20 protein-coding genes are annotated in these 17,377 nt (G+C 61.9%); 8 read left to right on the top strand and 12 right to left on the bottom strand.

Features of this window, described 5'->3' with window-relative positions; all coding sequences use genetic code 11:
* Positions 1 to 190 precede the first annotated feature (190 nt).
* The 3 genes from NKJ01_RS20530 to petA all read right to left on the bottom strand — a co-directional run bounded on the left by NKJ01_RS20530 (position 191) and on the right by petA (position 3,031).
* Positions 191 to 1,063, bottom strand: a complete 873-nt coding sequence (locus NKJ01_RS20530; protein ID WP_023760722.1) for a cytochrome c1 — start codon at positions 1,061 to 1,063, stop codon at positions 191 to 193.
* Between the two features lie 89 nt (positions 1,064 to 1,152).
* Positions 1,153 to 2,454 (bottom strand): cytochrome b, encoded by a 1,302-nt coding sequence (locus NKJ01_RS20525; RefSeq protein WP_352603480.1) that lies wholly within the window; start codon positions 2,452 to 2,454, stop codon positions 1,153 to 1,155.
* 16 nt (positions 2,455 to 2,470) lie between these two features.
* Entirely contained in the window at positions 2,471 to 3,031 is a 561-nt protein-coding gene (gene petA / locus NKJ01_RS20520; RefSeq protein WP_013529984.1) for a ubiquinol-cytochrome c reductase iron-sulfur subunit, read from the bottom strand.
* A gap of 314 nt (positions 3,032 to 3,345) precedes the next feature.
* On the opposite strand from petA, the gene NKJ01_RS20515 reads away from it, so the two are divergent.
* On the top strand, positions 3,346 to 3,690 hold the full coding sequence (locus NKJ01_RS20515; RefSeq protein ID WP_352730492.1) for a cupin domain-containing protein: 345 nt from the start codon (positions 3,346 to 3,348) through the stop codon (positions 3,688 to 3,690).
* Between the two features lie 57 nt (positions 3,691 to 3,747).
* Here the strand turns inward: NKJ01_RS20515 and NKJ01_RS20510 are convergent, their stop codons facing one another.
* Genes NKJ01_RS20510 through NKJ01_RS20490 form a run of 5 tightly spaced genes read right to left on the bottom strand, consistent with a single transcriptional unit; the run spans position 3,748 to position 8,757 of the window.
* Positions 3,748 to 4,059, bottom strand: a complete 312-nt coding sequence (locus NKJ01_RS20510) for a DUF6665 family protein (RefSeq protein WP_352730491.1) — start codon at positions 4,057 to 4,059, stop codon at positions 3,748 to 3,750.
* 1 nt (position 4,060) lies between these two features.
* Positions 4,061 to 4,546, bottom strand: coding sequence for a GNAT family N-acetyltransferase (locus NKJ01_RS20505; protein WP_352730489.1), 486 nt, complete (start codon positions 4,544 to 4,546; stop codon positions 4,061 to 4,063).
* A gap of 4 nt (positions 4,547 to 4,550) precedes the next feature.
* On the bottom strand, positions 4,551 to 6,434 hold the full coding sequence (locus NKJ01_RS20500; RefSeq protein ID WP_352730487.1) for an ABC transporter ATP-binding protein: 1,884 nt from the start codon (positions 6,432 to 6,434) through the stop codon (positions 4,551 to 4,553).
* Entirely contained in the window at positions 6,431 to 8,332 is a 1,902-nt protein-coding gene (locus NKJ01_RS20495; RefSeq protein ID WP_352730485.1) for an ABC transporter ATP-binding protein, read from the bottom strand. The genes NKJ01_RS20500 and NKJ01_RS20495 overlap by 4 nt, the downstream gene beginning before the upstream one ends.
* Positions 8,333 to 8,361: 29 nt before the next feature.
* Positions 8,362 to 8,757, bottom strand: a complete 396-nt coding sequence (locus NKJ01_RS20490) for a hypothetical protein (RefSeq protein ID WP_352730483.1) — start codon at positions 8,755 to 8,757, stop codon at positions 8,362 to 8,364.
* A 488-nt stretch (positions 8,758 to 9,245) separates the two neighbouring features.
* On the opposite strand from NKJ01_RS20490, the gene NKJ01_RS20485 reads away from it, so the two are divergent.
* Entirely contained in the window at positions 9,246 to 9,704 is a 459-nt protein-coding gene (locus NKJ01_RS20485; RefSeq protein WP_352730481.1) for a tRNA (cytidine(34)-2'-O)-methyltransferase, read from the top strand.
* 131 nt (positions 9,705 to 9,835) lie between these two features.
* Positions 9,836 to 10,309, top strand: a complete 474-nt coding sequence (gene soxR, locus NKJ01_RS20480) for a redox-sensitive transcriptional activator SoxR (protein ID WP_352730479.1) — start codon at positions 9,836 to 9,838, stop codon at positions 10,307 to 10,309.
* Between the two features lie 153 nt (positions 10,310 to 10,462).
* On the opposite strand, the gene NKJ01_RS20475 is transcribed toward soxR, so the two are convergent.
* The gene (locus tag NKJ01_RS20475) at positions 10,463 to 10,720 is read right to left on the bottom strand and encodes a hypothetical protein (protein ID WP_023760711.1); all 258 of its coding nucleotides are present in this window, start codon (positions 10,718 to 10,720) and stop codon (positions 10,463 to 10,465) included.
* A gap of 168 nt (positions 10,721 to 10,888) precedes the next feature.
* Here NKJ01_RS20475 and hemF point away from each other — a divergent pair, with 168 nt between their 5' ends.
* The 5 genes from hemF to NKJ01_RS20450 all read left to right on the top strand — a co-directional run bounded on the left by hemF (position 10,889) and on the right by NKJ01_RS20450 (position 14,692).
* The gene (gene hemF / locus NKJ01_RS20470; RefSeq protein ID WP_352730477.1) at positions 10,889 to 11,803 is read left to right on the top strand and encodes an oxygen-dependent coproporphyrinogen oxidase; all 915 of its coding nucleotides are present in this window, start codon (positions 10,889 to 10,891) and stop codon (positions 11,801 to 11,803) included.
* Between the two features lie 308 nt (positions 11,804 to 12,111).
* Positions 12,112 to 12,372: a DUF1344 domain-containing protein gene (locus NKJ01_RS20465; RefSeq protein WP_023760709.1), complete on the top strand. Its 261-nt coding sequence runs from the start codon at positions 12,112 to 12,114 to the stop codon at positions 12,370 to 12,372.
* Between the two features lie 230 nt (positions 12,373 to 12,602).
* Positions 12,603 to 12,788, top strand: coding sequence for a DUF1059 domain-containing protein (locus NKJ01_RS20460; protein WP_352730475.1), 186 nt, complete (start codon positions 12,603 to 12,605; stop codon positions 12,786 to 12,788).
* A 257-nt stretch (positions 12,789 to 13,045) separates the two neighbouring features.
* Positions 13,046 to 13,624, top strand: a complete 579-nt coding sequence (locus tag NKJ01_RS20455) for a hypothetical protein (RefSeq protein WP_352730473.1) — start codon at positions 13,046 to 13,048, stop codon at positions 13,622 to 13,624.
* Positions 13,625 to 13,636: 12 nt separating this feature from the next.
* Positions 13,637 to 14,692: a S8 family serine peptidase gene (locus NKJ01_RS20450; RefSeq protein WP_352730471.1), complete on the top strand. Its 1,056-nt coding sequence runs from the start codon at positions 13,637 to 13,639 to the stop codon at positions 14,690 to 14,692.
* A gap of 55 nt (positions 14,693 to 14,747) precedes the next feature.
* Here NKJ01_RS20450 and NKJ01_RS20445 read toward each other — a convergent pair whose 3' ends face one another.
* The 3 genes from NKJ01_RS20445 to NKJ01_RS20435 are packed head-to-tail and all read right to left on the bottom strand — an operon-like array spanning position 14,748 to position 17,268.
* The gene (locus NKJ01_RS20445) at positions 14,748 to 16,010 is read right to left on the bottom strand and encodes a CCA tRNA nucleotidyltransferase (protein WP_352730469.1); all 1,263 of its coding nucleotides are present in this window, start codon (positions 16,008 to 16,010) and stop codon (positions 14,748 to 14,750) included.
* Positions 16,007 to 16,639, bottom strand: a complete 633-nt coding sequence (locus tag NKJ01_RS20440; protein WP_352730467.1) for a CoA pyrophosphatase — start codon at positions 16,637 to 16,639, stop codon at positions 16,007 to 16,009. The genes NKJ01_RS20445 and NKJ01_RS20440 overlap by 4 nt, the downstream gene beginning before the upstream one ends.
* A complete protein-coding gene (locus NKJ01_RS20435; protein WP_352730504.1) occupies positions 16,639 to 17,268 on the bottom strand; it encodes a DUF1285 domain-containing protein in 630 nt (209 codons plus the stop codon). Before NKJ01_RS20435 ends, NKJ01_RS20440 begins: the two co-directional genes overlap by 1 nt.
* Positions 17,269 to 17,377 lie beyond the last annotated feature (109 nt).

The following is a 17,377-nucleotide window of genomic DNA, read 5'->3' as shown; positions in this document are numbered from 1 at the left end:
TCATAGGGCTACTCCTAGTGCTTGCACTAGGACTTGCAGCCCTTCAGCCTACCTCAGCAAGGCGGCCGTCACCGGACGGGTACCCAACGGACCTGTGCGACAAGAACGCACCTGACCACCAGATCGCCAACCCCCGTTCAGCAAAAAGGGCGCCCCTCGGCGCCCTTTTGTGATCAATTGGCTGTGTCGCTTAATGCGCCACGCCTTCCCACACCTTGCGCTTGGTGAGATAGACCAGCGCACCGAACAGCAACAGGAACACCAGAACGCGGAAGCCGGTCTTCTTACGGTCTTCCATGTGCGGCTCGGCCGCCCACATCAGGAAGGCCGCAACGTCGCGGGAATACTGGTCGACGGTCTGTGGCGAGCCGTCGTCATAAGTCACCTGACCATCGGACAACGGCTTTGGCATTTTCAGCGACACGCTGGACATGAAGTACGGATTGTAGTGGGTGCCTTCCGGGATCACCATGCCGGCCGGCGGCGTCTGGTCGTAGCCGGTCAGCAGCGAATGGATATAGTCGGGACCGCCCGCGTCGTACTGCGTGAAGATGTCGAAGACGAATTGCGGAAAGCCGCGCTCGACGCCGCGTGCCTTGGCCAGCAGCGACATGTCGGGCGGTGCAGCACCGCCATTGGAGGCAGCGGCGGCCTCGTCATTGGCGAAGGGCGCCGGGAAATGATCGGACGGCTTGCCGGGACGGTCGAACATGTCGCCGGCATCGTTGGGGCCGTCATGAATCGTGTACTCCGCCGACAGCGTCTTGATCTGGGCATCGGAATAGCCGAGGTCCGACAGCGTGCGGAAGGCCACCAGGTTCATCGAATGGCAGGCCGAGCAGACTTCCTTGTAGACCTTGAGGCCGCGCTGCAGCTGCGCCTTGTCATAGGTGCCGAACGGGCCGGTGAAGCTCCAGCTCATTTCCTTCGGCTCGTTGATCGGGAAATGCGTCGGATTGGCCGCGTTGTGTGCCTCTTCGGCGGCGACCGCCCAAGTGCTTGCTGCCCCGGTGCCGGCGGCCACAAGGCCGATCAGCGCCATCGAGGTGAGAATCTTTTTCATGCCAAATCCCCTTAGATTCTCTACCCGTCTGTCTTCCTGCTTGAGCATGGCCTTGTCCGGAAACCGGTTCCCACTTTTCGGGATCATGCTCAGCCCTTGGTCTCTGGTGCGGCCGTGGCGCCAGCCGGATGTCCGCCACCGCCCTTGTTCTTCTCGAGAACTGCTTCGGTGATCGAGTTCGGCAGCCTTCGCGGCGTCTCGATCAGACCGAGCACAGGCAGGGCGACCAGGAAGAAGGCGAAGTAGACCAGCGTCGCCATCTGCGCCATGAACACATAGCTGCCTTCCGCCGGCTGCGAGCCCAACCAGCCCAGCAGGACGGCATCGGCCACGAACACCCAGAAGAACAGCTTGTACCAGGGCCGATAGACGGCCGACCGCACCTTCGAGGTGTCGAGCCACGGCACCAGGAACAACATGACGATCGCGCCGAACAGGCACAGAACGCCGCCGAGCTTGGAGTTGATCGGCCCGACATTGAAGGTGATGGCGCGCAGGATGGCGTAGAACGGCAGGAAGTACCATTCCGGCACGATATGGGCCGGGGTCTTCAGCGGGTTGGCGACCGTGTAGTTGTCGGGATGGCCGAGATAGTTCGGCAGGTAGAAGACGAAATAGGCGAAGAAGAACAAGAACACGAGCATGCCGAACGCGTCCTTGATGGTCGCATAAGGGGTGAACGCAACGGTGTCGGTCTTCGACTTGACCTCGATGCCGGTCGGGTTCGACTGGCCGACAACATGCAGCGCCCAGACGTGCAGCACGACGACGCCGGCAATCATGAACGGCAGCAGGTAATGCAGCGCAAAGAAGCGGTTCAGCGTCGGGTTATCGACGGCAAAGCCGCCGAGCAGCAGCTGCTGAATCCAGTCGCCGACCAGCGGAATGGCCGTGAAGAAGCCGGTGATGACCGTCGCGCCCCAGAAGCTCATCTGGCCCCAGGGCAGCACGTAGCCCATGAAGCCGGTCGCCATCATCAGGAGATAGATGATGCAGCCGAGGATCCACAGCAGCTCCCGCGGCGCCTTGTAGGAGCCGTAATAAAGGCCACGGAAGATGTGGATATAGACGGCGATGAAGAAGAACGACGCGCCGTTCGAATGCAAGTAGCGCAGCAGCCAGCCCGAATTCACGTCGCGCATGATCTTTTCGACCGAGCCGAAGGCAAGATTGCTATCGGCCGTGTAGTGCATGGCCAGCACGATGCCGGTCAGCATCTGTGCTACCAGCATGATCGCCAGGATGCCGCCGAAGGTCCACGCATAGTTGAGGTTGCGCGGCACCGGATAGGCGATGAAGCTGTCATAGACCAGCCGCGGCAGCGGCATGCGGGCGTCGAACCAGCGTCCGAGACCGGTTTTGGGCGTATAGGTCGAGTGTCCCTCGCTCATCGAAATATCCCCTGCCTCAACCGATAAGGATCTTGGTATCGGAAATGAACTTGAATACCGGCACCGCCATGTTCTCCGGGGCCGGGCCTTTGCGGATGCGTCCGGCGGTATCATATTGCGATCCGTGGCACGGGCAGAACCAGCCGCCGAAATCGCCTTCCTGGCCGAGCGGAATGCAGCCCAGATGCGTGCAGACCTGAACCATCACCATCCAGGCTTCCTTGCCGGGCGTGGTGCGGTTGGCATCGGTCGCCGGTGCGTCGGCCGGCAGATTGGCGTTGCGCGCGATCGGATCCTTGAGATCGGCCAGCTTGACCGCCTCGCCGTCCTTCATTTCCTGTTCGGTGCGGTTGCGCACCACGACGGGCTTGCCGCGCCACTTGACGATCAGCGACATGCCCGGCGTCAGCGAGGCGACGTCGACCTCAACCGAGGCGAGCGCCAGTGTCGAGGCATCGGGGCGCATCTGGTCGATGAACGGCCACGCGAATGCACCCGCGCCGACCACTGCGGCCATGCCGGTGGCGACGTAGAGAAAATCACGACGGTTGGGATCCTGGGTGTCGGTTGCGCTCACGGGTGCCTGATCCTTTCGCCTCTTCCGTGCCGGTGGCTGAGCCTTTTTCCCCGCTCAATTACGCCAACCCGACAGCGCATGGCGAACAGGCTTGCGAATTCCTCCGGCATTTGGACCTCGGTTTATGCGTGAAGCCCGTTTTTGTCCAGACGGATCAAGGCACAAGGGCAGATTGTCGCGGGGACAAAATCCGCCGCCGGGCAATGCGACGCCGGATAGCCGTCAAACATCGCTAAGCAGCAGGGAAACAACCGCAAATCCGATGCCCTTGTGCGCCTCGACACAAGGCGCCAGCCGGGTCTATCCTTACCATCATGGCACACGTGATAGACCGCGACACCTGGGCCGTTCGCTCCGACCGCTGGAAGGGCGAACTGCAATGCGGCGCCTACGGCTCCAACTCCTGCCTGATCTTCAACTACCTGCCCGATGTCGGCGGCGGTCCTCGGCTGCACACGCATCCCTACGCAGAGATATTCATCATCCGTCAGGGCACCGGACTGTTCACGGTCGGCGACAAGGAGATCGAAGCCTCCTCCGGCCAGATCCTGATGGTGCCGCCCAACACGCCGCACAAATTCACCAAGCTCGGCCCAGGCCCGCTGGAGACGACCGACATCCACGAGAACGGCACGTTCATCACCGAATGGCTTGAGTAGACCATGATCCCGAAAAGTGGGAACCGGTTTTCGGAAAGATCATGGTCAAAGACAGAGTTATTTGACGCCGAGCCTCGCAAGCACGGCCCTCGGGATGTTGTATTCGCGGATGACGGCGTCGTGCCTACGCAACCCGCACAGTTCGCGCTGGATGAAATAGCCGTGCACCGCCTCGGCGGCCTCCTTGAGCAGCCGGGGGCGCAGTTGCTCGTCGGCATTGTCGCGCAGCCTGGCCAGTGTTTCCTCGACCCGCTGGCCGGCGCGGCCGAGTGCGGCCGCCTTCTCCGCCAATATCTCATGGCCGAGCGCGTCGAAGGCGACCTCGGCAGCCGAGGCGCCGGCAAGATGAGATGGCGGACGCAAGGACATTTCAGCCTCCTTTCCCGAAAATCATGCGGGGGGTGACGAATTCTTCGCCTTCCACGCGCAGAAAGCCAAGCCGTTCATAGAAACCGAAGGCTTCGTGCGGCGCGCGTGTGTTCAGCACGGCGAAATGGCAACGCGCCCTGTCGATGACGGTCTCGACCAGCATCCGGCCGAGGCCGGTGCGACGGTGGCGCACACTGACGAACAGGTGCCGGACTCGGCCATAGTCCCTGCCCTCGAAATAAGGATCGATGTTAAGCCCGCACACACCGACGAGTTCCCGGCCATTCCAGGCGCCGTACAGCGCCTCGCCGCGCCTCAGGAACTTGTTGCGGCCGCTTGCCCAGCCATCTCCCAGGCGCACCAGCATCCAGTAACCTTCCAGCCGGCTTTCCTGCTTCAGCGTCTCGAAGGCCGGGGTGGTTGGCCGGAGCCGCTTGAGCACATAGCACACCCCGGGGCCGATCTCTGGGTCCGCAGATCCAACCATGGAGCTACTCCGCCGGGCGTGTCTCTTCGAGCACGCTGTCCTCGTGATAGAGAAAACCGCCGGACTGGCGTTTCCACAGCCGCGCATAGAGCCCATCGAACGCCACCAGCTGGTCATGCGTGCCTTGTTCGACGATGCGGCCACCGTCGAGCACAACCAACCGGTCGAGCGCGGCGATCGTCGACAGCCGGTGGGCGATAGCGATAACCGTCTTGTTCTCCATCAGCCGCGTGAGATTCTCCTGGATCGCCGCCTCGATGTCGGAATCGAGCGCCGAGGTTGCTTCATCGAGAATCAGGATCGGGGCGTCCTTGAGGAAGACGCGGGTGATCGCCACGCGTTGGCGCTGGCCGCCCGACAGTTTGACACCGCGCTCGCCGACAAAGGCCTCGTAGCCGACACGATCCCTATTGTCGCGCAGGCCCAGGATGAACTCGTGCGCCTCGGCCTTCTTTGCCGCCGCGATCACTTGCGTCTCGGTCGCGCCAGGCATGCCGAGCTTGATGTTGTCGCGCAGCGAACGGTGGAACAGGGTCGTGTCCTGGCTGACGACGCCGATATTGGCGCGCAGCGAATTCTGGGTGACATCGGAGACGTTCTGACCATCGATGGTGATTAGCCCGCGTTCCAGGTCATAGAGCCGCAGGATCAAATTGGCGAGAGTCGTCTTGCCGGCGCCCGACGGCCCGACCAGCCCGACCTTTTCGCCCGGCCGCACCGTAAGGTCGATGCCGTTAAGCACGCCGGATCCTTTGCCGTAATGGAACTCGACGTTCTTCACCTCGATGCGACCGCCGGCCACCACGAGTTCCTTCGCGTCGGGTGCATCGATCAGGCCGAGCGGCTGCGAGATCAATGCCTTGGAATTTTCCAGCACGCCGAGGTTTCGCAATATGCTGTTAAGCTGCATCATCAGCCGCCCGAGCAGCATGTTGAGCCGCAGCACCAGCGACAGCGTGAAAGCGACCGCGCCGACGGTGATCGAGCCTTCGACCCAGAGATAGACGGCAAAGCAGCCGATTGCCGTGATCATAGTGCCCGACAGCGTCGTCAGCGCCATTCGCACGCCGGTCAGCCGGCGGGTGAAGGGGCGCAGCGCGTCGAGATAGATGTCGAAGCCGTTTTTGATGTAGCGGTCGTCGCCGTCGGCCGAGAACAGTTTCAGCGTCTGCACGTTGGAATAGGAATCGACGATGCGGCCAGTGATCATCGAGCCGGCTTCGGCGGTTTCCTCCGCGTGCTTGCGGATCGCCGGCAGATAGAGCTTGGCCAGCCAGCCGAAGGCGGAAATCCAGATCACCACCAGCACCGCCAGCCTGAGATCGAGGCCAGCGACCAGCGCCAGCGTCGTCACCGTGTAGACGATCATGAACCAGACGACCTCGATGAAGCTTTCCATCAGGTCGCCGGTCGCCTGGCCCGCCTGCCAGACCTTGGTGGCAATGCGGCCGGCAAAATCGTTCTGGAAGAAGGCGTAGGACTGGCGCGACACATGCCTGTGCGCCTGCCAGCGCACCAGATTGTAGAAGCCGGGCGTGATCGTCTGTTCGTCGACCAGCGCCGACAGGCCAACGACGATGGTCCGGATGACCAGCACCACCGCGATCATGAACACCAGTTCAGGGCCGGCGGCATTCCACAAGGCATGCCAGCTGCGCTCGGCGGGAAGCTGGTCGAGAATATCGACCAGCCGCCCGACGAAGTAGAACAGGCCGGCCTCCACCAGCGGCGCGATGCCGCCAATGACCAGCATGGCGAAGAAGGCGAACTTCGCCTGGCCGACATAGTGCCAGAGAAAGCCGCCGACGCTGGTCGGTGGCCGAAGATTCGCTGGCTCCCTGAACGGATAGACCCAGTTCTCGAACCAGCGATAGACGGCAGTCATCATTCGGCAGCTTGGCCCTTTGCAAGTGCGTCATTTGCGGCGTCAGCTGGGGCGGCGTCGGCCGGACCGTCCTCGAGCAGGAACCCGCCCGACTGGCGCTGCCAGAGCTGCGCGTAGAGCCCGCCCTTGGCGACGAGTTCGTCGTGCGAACCTTCCTCGATGACGCGGCCCTTGTCCATCACCACCAGCCTGTCCATCGCCGCGATGGTCGACAGCCGGTGCGCGATGGCGATGACGGTCTTGCCTTGCATAAGCTTGTAGAGATTCTCCTGGATTGCCGCCTCGGCTTCGGAATCAAGCGCCGAGGTGGCCTCGTCAAGGATAAGTATGGGTGCGTCTTTCAACATAACGCGAGCAATTGCGATGCGTTGCCGCTGGCCGCCGGACAATTTGACACCGCGATCGCCGACATGGGCATCGAAGCCCTTGCGGTCGCTGGCGTCCGAAAGCCCTGATATGAAATCCAGCGCCTCGGCGCGCCGCGCTGCCTCGACAAGCATTTCTTCCGCGGCGTCGGGCCGGCCATAGAGGATGTTCTCGCGCACGGAACGATGCAGCAGCGAGGTGTCCTGCGTGACCATGCCGATCTGGGCGCGCAGCGAATCCTGCGTCACACCGGCGATCTCTTGGCCGTCGATCAGGATCTTTCCGCTCTCCAGGTCGTAGAAACGCAGCAGGAGATTGACCAGCGTCGACTTGCCGGCGCCCGAGCGGCCGACAATGCCGACCTTTTCTCCCGGCTTCACCGCCAGCGACAGATCCTCGATCACCCCTTTCCGCTTGCCATAATGGAAGCGGATATTCTCGAAGCGGATCTCGCCCTTGGAGACGGCGATGTCCTTGGCGCCCGGCCTGTCCTCGACCAGACGCGGCAACGAGATCGAGGCGATGCCGTCCTGCACCGTGCCGATATTCTCGAACAGGCCCGACATTTCCCACATGATCCATTGCGACATGCCCCACAGCCTGAGCACGAGTCCGATGACCACGGCGACAGCGCCGATCGTCACCGATTGCCCGAGCCACAGCCACAACGCCATCGCCGTGACCGAAAACAAGAGCAGCGAATTCATGATGTAGAGCAGGCCGAAAAGCACCGTCACCAGCCGCATCGACCGATAGACGGTCTGGAGGAAGCCGGCCATGCCTTCCCGCGCAAACGAAGCCTCGCGGCGTGCATGGCTGAACAGCTTGACCGTCTGGATGTTGGAGTAGCTGTCGACGACACGCCCGGTCATGGTCGAGCGCGCATTGGCCTGCTCCTCGCCGACCTTGCCCAGCTTCGGAATGAAATAGCGCAGCAACAGGATGTAGCCGACCAGCCAGACGCCCAGAGGCGACGCCAGCCGCCAGTCGGCCGAACCGACGATGAACAGCATGCCAAGAAAATAGACGATGACGTAGTTCAGGACGTCGATCAACTTGATGACGCATTCGCGCACGGCGAGCGCGGTCTGCATCAGCTTGGTCGCTATGCGGCCGGCGAACTCGTCCTGGTAGAAGCTCATCGACTGCTTGAGCAGGTAGCGATGCACCTGCCAGCGGATGCGCATGGGATAGTTGCCCATCAATGTCTGCTGGTTGAGAAGCGAATGCAGCCATACCGTGCCCGGCAACGCGAACAGCACGATAAAGGCCATGCCGGCGAGCTTCCAGGCTTCCGTCTGCAGGAAGGTTTCGCGATTCTGCCCCGACAGCCAGTCGACGATGCGGCCGAGGAAGCCGAACATCCACACTTCCGCGATCGCAATGGCCGTCACCAGCACCGCGTCGAGAAGGATGTAGGGCCAGGCACCGCGCGTATAATGCACGCAGAAGGCCACCAGCGTCCTGGGCGGCTCGACCGGTTCCGCCGCAGGGAACGGATCGAGCCGTCTTTCAAACCAGCTAAACAACAACATAGGTCATGCTCATGAACTCTGTTTTCCGCTTATGCGGCGCGCGAACGTACAAGGTCCGCAGAACGAATGGCGCCGCGGGCCGACGGTCCGGAATCATCCGGACCGTCCGCCTTGCTTCGCGCAATATAGGGGCTCGCGGGCTTTTCGCCGACAGGTGCGCCTGACGATCCTGACGGCGCACTGTTCAAGATCCGGACTTTCGCGCCAGGCCTGATCAGCCGGATGATCCGGCGCACCAGCGACGGCCGGCTGTGGTCGGGAACCGCGCGCGAGAAATCGACATCCGGCAACATGCCGCGATGCGGCCGGCGGCGGACTTCGGCGTGAACCGCCGACGAATAGGTCTCGCCGATGAGCAGCGCCCAGGTCGGCAGTCGGTGGATATGCAGGCTTCTTGAGCCCGGTATTCTGTAGGGATCGAACATCGGTCCATCCTCCGTGTGAAAATCGAGATAAAAAGGCGAAGCAACATCGTCCGCCGGCATTCGGCCGGAGGCACGCATTGCGTCAGTCCGGACACGATGAGCATCGGTCTGGACACGATAAGCATCGGTCTGGACACGACGGACAGCATCGGTCCGGACAGGTCCAAGTGGGGCGTTCAGCCCTTTTGACTTTTTGAAAAACATCGCAGGATTCCTTCGAGAGCCGAAAAATCGTTTCGGCGGGAATCGGTGCGATCAAGTCTTAGAGAGTCAGGAGAATTGTCGTACCGAAGCCGCCAGCAGGCAGGTAAGCCCACGAGAGGGGCGCTGAGTGTGCATGGTCATCATGAATTACCCCTCCATCGGTTCGGGTTGACAATGGAGCTGACATACCCGACTTCGCAGAAAATGGCCACCCGCAGGTCCAGCATTTTCCAAAACCGCGAGCCCTCTGTGGCCGATCTGCCACTTATTAGAAGGACGCGGAAATGAACGGTCGTCTCCGCATCGCGCTCTACCAGCCGGATATCGCCGGCAACACCGGGACAATCCTGCGTTTCGCCGCTTGCCTCGGGCTCGGCGTCGACATCATCGAACCGGCCGGTTTTCCGCTCTCCGACAAAGCGCTCAAGCGAGCCGGCATGGATTACCTCGAAATGGCTGCTCTGACCCGGCATGTCGACTGGCACGCCTTCGAGGGCTGGCGCAAAGCCAGCGAGCGCCGGCTGGTGCTGCTGTCGACCAAAGCCACGACCCCTTACACCAGCTTTGCCTTCGCCGATGGCGACATCCTTCTGTTCGGCCGCGAATCCGCAGGCGTTCCGGATCCTGTCCATCAGGTAGCGGATGCGCGGCTGACCATACCCATGCAGGGCGCGGCGCGCAGCATCAACGTCGCGCTTTCCGTCGCCATGGTGGCGGGCGAAGCCATCCGGCAACTCGGATAACAGCATTCCGTCTCCCGCCATCTTGACCCAGGAGCACATCGCCTCCTCCTTCGTTTGCAGATCCTTGGTTTCTTCGCTACAAGCTCAACTTAACTTGAGGTCAAGCGGAAAAATCGGGACGAAAAACAGAGATGGCACCGGTAACGGAATTGACTGTCGGCCAAGTGGCCATGCGCAGCGGTGTGGCGGTGTCGGCGCTGCATTTCTATGAGGCCCGTGGGCTGATCCGCAGCCACCGCACGTCAGGCAACCAGCGCCGCTACGGCCGCGACGTGCTGCGGCGCGTGGCGATCATCAAGGTGGCGCAGGAAGTCGGCATCTCGCTGGCCGAGATCGGCACGGCCCTGGCATCGCTGCCCGAGGGCCGCACGCCGACGCGCGATGACTGGAACCTGCTGTCGACCGCCTGGCGCGACGGGCTCGACCACAAGATCGCCCAGTTGAAGAAACTGCGCGACGGGCTGACCGACTGCATCGGCTGCGGCTGCATGTCGATCGACAAATGCCCGCTGAGGAACAAGGGCGACCGGCTGGCAAGGGAGGGGACGGGCGCGAGAAGGCTGGTTGCTCTTCCGTCTACCCGTTCACGGCGAGAAGGTGCCTGAACGAACTGAAGGCGGATGAGAGGCAGCGCCAGCATTCAGAGCTTCGCGCCACCCTCACCCGCTTGCCGGCGTTCGTCGTACGAAAAAAAAGCAGTTGGATTTCGCCGCTGTGCGGACCACTCCTCAAATCGCCGTAAACGGGGCGAGGAGAACCTAATCGGCCGCCGGCAACCGCCTTATGGTGAACTCGATCACGTCGCCCGGCCGCTCGAACCAGCTTTCGATCTCGGTCCAGTAGGCCTGCTTGGGAAAGCGATCGAACCATTCCTTGGCTTTTAGGCGCGCGTCGGAGCGCGGCAGGACGAAGGTCTCGCGCAGGAAACCGTCGCGCGGCATGCGTGCGCGTTCGGCCCGGCTTTGGTCCAGCCTTTTCTTCAGGCCATCCAGCGGCGGTCTTGCCGGGGTGCGCACGAAACGACTCCTTGCACCTGGCGCATGACTCCGAAATCGGAATCGAGTTTCGGAAAGGATCATGCGCAAAACCAAAGTGACTTGACCCTTGCCCTTAAGAGATTAGGGATCGCGCCGGCAAAAGACGAGTCATTTGTAGGACTCATCGCCCGCAACCGGAGACGGCACTTGGAACGACCTGAAATACCGGCTGGCCTGCCCGCCGACATCGAGCAGAAGAAGATGAAGGCGCGCCTGTGGTTCGAGGCATTGCGCGAACGCATCTGCGCCGGGCTTGAACAGATCGAACAGGATCTTGGCGGCCCACTGGCCTCGTGGTCGCCAGGCCGTTTCGAAAAGACGCCCTGGGAACGAGACGAGGGCCGCGGCGGTGGCGGCACCATGTCGATGATGTACGGCCGCGTCTTCGAGAAGGTCGGCGTTCATACCTCGACGGTTTATGGCGAGTTCTCGCCCGAATTCAGGAAGCTGATGCCCGGCGCCGAGGAAGATCCGCGCTTTTGGGCATCCGGCATTTCGCTGATTGCTCACCCGTGGAATCCCAACGTTCCCGCCGTGCACATGAACACGCGCATGGTGGTTACATCCAGCCAATGGTTCGGCGGCGGCGCCGATCTGACGCCGGTTCTCGACCGCCGCCGCACACAGGACGATCCCGATACCGTCGCCTTCCATCGCGCCATGCAGTTCGCTTGCGAGAAGAATGCCGGCGTTGCCGACTACCCGAAATTCAAGGCCTGGTGCGACGAGTACTTCTATCTTCCGCACCGCAACGAACCGCGCGGCACCGGCGGCATCTTCTTCGACTGGCTGCATTCGGGCGAGGACAGAGGCGGCTGGAATGCCGACTTCAACTTCGTCCAGGATGTCGGCCGCTCTTTTCTCGTCGTCTATGGTCACCTCGTGCGCGCCAACTTCAACGAGAACTGGACCGACGGTGATCGCGACGAGCAGCTCATCCGCCGCGGCCGTTACGTCGAATTCAACCTGCTTCACGATCGCGGCACCATCTTCGGCCTGAAGACCGGCGGCAATGTCGAAGCGATCCTCTCCAGCCTCCCACCTGAGGTCCGCTGGCCGTAACAAAATGGTGAGCGCGGCGTGAGCCGCATTGATGTCCCATTCGCTCGAAATGCGGCGTCGAATGTGGCATGAGGTGCGGCGAAAATTTATTTTTCGTCTAATAGGCTCTTGAAAAGGCTGGTCTATTTGTTGCGCCGGGTCGGGAAGCGCCGGCGGTTCGCCTGAGCGCAATTCCAGGAAAGCTTTAAACGATTTTCCGTTCGGAATTGCCTCAAAACAAGCGAGCCGCGACCCGACGCGACCGGACGGCCCAGACGATGCGGGACACATTCGTCAAAAGGATACCCGCCCTTCAGGAGTACTTCACAATGCGCAAGATCATTGTTTCGGCTGCCGCCGCTGCCCTTCTCGCTTCCGGTTCGGTGGCGTTCGCCGCCATCAAGCACACCACCGGCACGATCAAGACCTTTGACGCAACGGCCATGAGCCTTGTCCTCGATGACGGATCGTCCTTTACGCTTCCCAAGACCTTCAAGGATCCAGGCCTGCAGGTCGGTGAAAAGGTCCGCGTCTCATGGGAGATGAGCGGCAAGAAAAAAGTCGCCGAGGCTGTCAAGATCGCGAAGTGATGGCCTGCCAAAGCAGGGCAAGATGATGTCTGGTCCTGCTTCGGGCTAGCGCGAAAGGGCGGAGCAGAGCTGTTTCGCCCTTTTTGCCGTTGACGGCAACCGATACCACCCCATCTGTGTTATGCTTTCCACCCGCTCGCGGCTCCACGGATTCAACCCTGAAATCGGACCATGAGCCAGGAAAGCGCCGGAGCCTCGATCGGGCTCCACGGAGGAAAAGGAGAAATCGCATGAAGGAATTTCACTGCGGGTCGCTCGTACCCGGCTGTGACTGGCACACGCGTGCTGATGAGGAGGCCGAGGTCATGCGTCGTGTCGTCGAGCACATGCGCGAAACGCATGGCGAGACGGTCATCCGTGAGACGATGATCGAGGCGATCCGCTCGCGCATCGAAAAGGCCCGCGACGCGGCCTAGTCTTTGCCGCTCGGATTCATCCACAACACCAAACGAGCCGCGTTGGCGCCTCGAGATTGGTTGAAAAGCGCCATCGCGGACGTCCTGCCGGCAAGACCCGCAGGTCAAAGAATTATATTTTCCTCGGCTAAAATAAACCCTGCGGTAACCGACCCCGTGCCACTGTCGGGCAGATAATCCGGCTACAGTGGGGCTGCAAGAGAAGCCCGTCGCCACCAGGCACTGGTCCGGGATCGGTGGGGCGAGGTGTTTCGCGCATGCGCGAAAAGTCCGGCAATCGAGTGAGTCTTCGCACGACGGCGCTCCTGCTGTACGGGCTCCTTTCAGCGTATCCGGCGATAGCCCAGGAAGTGACCACATCGCTGGTCGACCTCCATCAAGGCTCGCCGCTCAGCGATCGCGCGCACGACCTTGGCGGCGGCGGTTATGAACTGCAGGACGGAAGCCGGATATCGTTCAACCAATGGTACCACGCAAGCTGGGTCGACATGCATGTCGAACTTTTGACCCAGATCACGGAAGATACCGGCATCCTCTGGGGATTTGGCACCGGAGAAGAAGGTGAGAAATATCGCATCGAGCCCAGCCTGAAGCTGGGCTTCCTCACGCAGATGCATCCGGGTCCGAACAGTACTCTTTCCTTGTCGCTCACCACCACCCTCGGCGGCAAGCTCACCGAAAAGCCATGCGAAGCGAACTACGGCGATTTCGGTACCTACAGCGTCAATTGCCGGCTCGCGGCCAGCGAGATGGCGCCAGAGGAAACTTTGAAATATCTGGTTAACGCTAAACCGGAGAGCCAGCACCTCTGGCTGAATTACCGTGTTACTTTCTGATCGCCGGGGAGGATGCAAATGAGAAAATCATCCCATCCCGAAATTCGCGTTCGCCCGTCCTGGTTCCTGTTTGAACGGAGTAAGAGCATGTCCGGTAGTTGCTTGAAATTCGTTTTCGTTGCGGCTCTCACCACCCTGTCGGCGCCGATGGCTTCGGCACAGGAGGCGGTCAATGCGGATGAGATGGCCGCGCTGTGTCACGGCGGCGGCCGGTCCACATGCGCGAGTGCAACGATACCGGCTGCGACCACACAAGCGGTGCAGGGGTGGATGAGCCCCGACGTCGGCGCGGCATGGGCCGCGGGGTACAAGGGCAAGGGCGTCACGATTACCATTGTCGACGATTTCTCCAGTACATCGCGCTTCTCGGGCAATTTCGGTGTCGGGGTTCAAACCCAGCGCCACGGTGAATGGACGCGCGAGGAAGCTGGCATGATCGCGCCCTTGGCGACCATCAGGTCGAAGGACTTTTCAACCAGCTCGGCCGTCAGCCTGACGCCTGGCCTGAACGTGCTCAATCTGAGCTATGGCATGTACGCCAAAGCGGGCTACAGCCCGAACCAGATCGGATGGAGCCCCGAGGAAGCCTCCATCATCTCCTATGCCACCAAAGGGTCGGCTGTTGTTTCGAAGGCGGCGGGCAACGATTCGGTTGCCGTGGGCGGAGAAACAGGCGGTCAGCAGGACTATCTCGATATCGCCCTGGTTGGCAAAGCCTCTGCGATCTTCGTCGGCGCCCTGTCGACGAACGGCACAACAACCAACAAGGCCCAGCTTGCCTGGTACTCCAACTATGCCGGCTCCGACCCGCTCGTGCAAAGCCACTTTCTTGTGGTTGGCGTCGATGGGAGCAAGACAGGCCTATATGGCACCTCCTTCGCAGCACCGATCATTTCAGGATATGCGGCGATACTAGGCAGCAAATTCACCAAGGCCACGCCGACCCAGATCACCAACGATCTGCTCAATACGGCTCGCACCGACACCCTGGTCAACTATAGTGCTTCCACGTACGGCAAGGGCGAAGCGAGCCTTTCACGCGCCCTGGCTCCCGTGGCAATCAGGTAGTTTCGCTCGTTCGACGACGTTTGACCGTCATGGAGCACGGGCTTCGAGCCAAGGCCTAGGTTTCCAGTGCCTTCGCGGCGCGATCAAGCAGTGCGCCGCGATCAGGCGCAAATCCCGTTTCGATCCATTCCGCCTCGAGGTTCTTGAGGATCTCGCCCAGCTTCGGTCCTGGCGTTGCACCGAGCGCCGTCAGATCGGCGCCTTTCAGCGGGAACACCGGTTTTTTCCATTTGAGCGCGAAAGCCAGCAAGCGCGAGAAGCCGCCGGCTTCAAGCAGCGCGTCATTGTCGTCGACAGCACGAACGCGGGCCGCAGCCAGCGACAGGCGCAAGCGGTCGACAAATCCCTGCCGATCGCCGCGATAGAGCCTTTTCGCCAGTTCGCCCTCGGTCGTCTTCGGCTCGACAGCGGTGGCAAGCGCCCAGTGGCGCAGGCGATCCGCTTCGGCAGTCGAAAATCTGAGCCGCTCGGCGAGCATCTTCATGCGTGCGGCATCCGGCGGCACGATCGCTTCCAGCCGCAGCAGCGGGTCGGGCGCCCAGCCCAGATCTTTCTCGGCCTTGGCCAGCCCATGGATCGCATCGATGCCCCATTTCTCGCTTTCCGGCAGCGCGGCGGTCAAGACGCCAGCCTGCCGCATCCAGAGCAGCGCCCGTGAGGGATCAGGCGCCGACAAAAGCTTCTTCAATTCGGACCAGATGCGCTCGGCCGAAAGCTGGGCCAGACCTTCCTTCAGCCGGGCACAGGCTTTCAGCCCATTGGCATCCGGCCGGCCATCGCCATACCAGGCGAAGAAGCGGAAGAAACGCAGGATGCGCAGATAGTCCTCACGGATGCGCGCTTCCGCATCGCCGATGAAGCGCAGCCGGCGTGCCTCGATGTCGGCAATGCCGCCCACCAGGTCGACAACCCGGCCATCGGCCTGCGCATAGAGCGCATTGATGGTGAAATCGCGCCGCTCGGCGTCAAGCTTCCAGTCGCGCCCGAACGACACTTTGGCCCGCCGCCCGTCAGTCTCGATGTCGGCTCGCAACGTGGTGACCTCATAGGGCTTGCCGCCGGCGACCACCGTGATCGTGCCATGCTCGAAGCCGGTCGGCACCGCCTTGAAACCTCCCGCCTCGGCGCGGCGGATGGTTTCCCCCGGCAAGCAGGTGGTGGCGATGTCGATGTCGGCGACCAGTTGGCCCATCAGCGTGTTGCGTACGGCGCCGCCCGCAACACGCGCCTCTTCACCGCCCTCGCTCAGTGCGGCCAACAGGCGCTGCAGATGCTTGTCGCCGAGCCAATCGGCCCTGCCCGCGATCGTGACGCTCACGCATAGAGCCTTTCATAGAGGGTGCGGATGATGCCGGCGGTGACGCCCCAGATGCGCCGCTCGCCATAGGGCATGTCGTAGAAGAACCATTCGAGATCGTTCCACATGCGGCTGTCGCGCTTGTGGTTGGCCGGGTCCATCAGGAAGCGCAGCGGGACTTCGAAGGCGGCATCGACTTCGTCCGCATTCAAGCTCAAGTGGAAACCCGGCTGCACGATGCCCAGCACCGGCGCGATGCGGTAGCCGCTGCCGGCGACATAGTCGGGCATGCGGCCGATGATCTCGATGCGATCGCGGTCAAGGCCGATCTCCTCGAAGGTCTCGCGCAGCGCCGCCGCCTCGGGGCTTGGATCGGTCTGATCGATGGTGCCGCCGGGAAAGGCCACCTGCCCCGAATGATTGCGCAGCTTTTCGGCCCGTTTTGTCAGTAGAACCGTCGCATCGCCTTCGTGGTCGACCACCGGGATCAGCACGGCGGCATTGCGCAGCGCCTTGCCGTGGTTGAGGCGTGGGTGACCTGGGTTGAAGCGATGATCGCCATAGTCATCGCTGGCATGCGCATCCGGCTGCGCGGCAAAGCGCGCGCGAAAATCCGCTGATGAAAAAGGCGCCGGAGACACCTGGTCCATCACGCGCTCAGCCGCTTCAACTGGTCCGCCGGCATGATCGGGAACACAGCCTTTTTCGAGCGCACCGCGAACATGGTCTTGCCGCCGATCTCGACCTCCTCGCCATGGCCGACCAGCTCATACATCACCGGCCGCGCCACCAAGGCCTCCAGCCGGCCCCGCACCAGCACATAGGGTTTCAAGCCGCCGGTCTCGCTCTCGTCGACGAAGCGCAACGGTCGCTCCGGCCCGGCCTCGACGACGTCGCCGACATTGGTGCGGAAGGTGATGACCTGCGCGTCGCCGTCGCCCGAAACATCCATTTCGACGGCGATGAACGGCGCATCGGCGACGCGGATGCCGACCTTTTCCACCGGTGTCACCAGATAGGTCCTGCCGTCGGCATCCTTACGCAGCACCGAGGAGAAAAGCTGAACCAGCGGTATGCGCCCGATCGGCGTGCCCAGATAAAACCAAGTGCCATCGGCCTTGATCTCCATGTCGAGATCGCCGCAGAAGTCGGGATTCCAGCGTTCGACCGGCGCCGCACCCTTGCCGGCGCGGGTGGCGCGCGAGATCAACGCCTCGAGACCGCGCGCCTCGGTGGCACTCGTAAGGCCCTGTTCGAGATCTTCGGAGTGTTCCGTCATGGTCACGAAATAGTCACTGTTGTTCCGCTTGTCAGCCTAAGTCTGTGATTTAAATTCTAATGCAGACGCTAGGCGAGGCCGAATCGCGGCAGTCATGGTATGCTGCAGG

This window comes from Mesorhizobium sp. M0276 (assembly GCF_040321755.1).
Taxonomy (GTDB): domain Bacteria; phylum Pseudomonadota; class Alphaproteobacteria; order Rhizobiales; family Rhizobiaceae; genus Mesorhizobium.
This window is presented reverse-complemented; position numbering and strand designations above follow the sequence as displayed.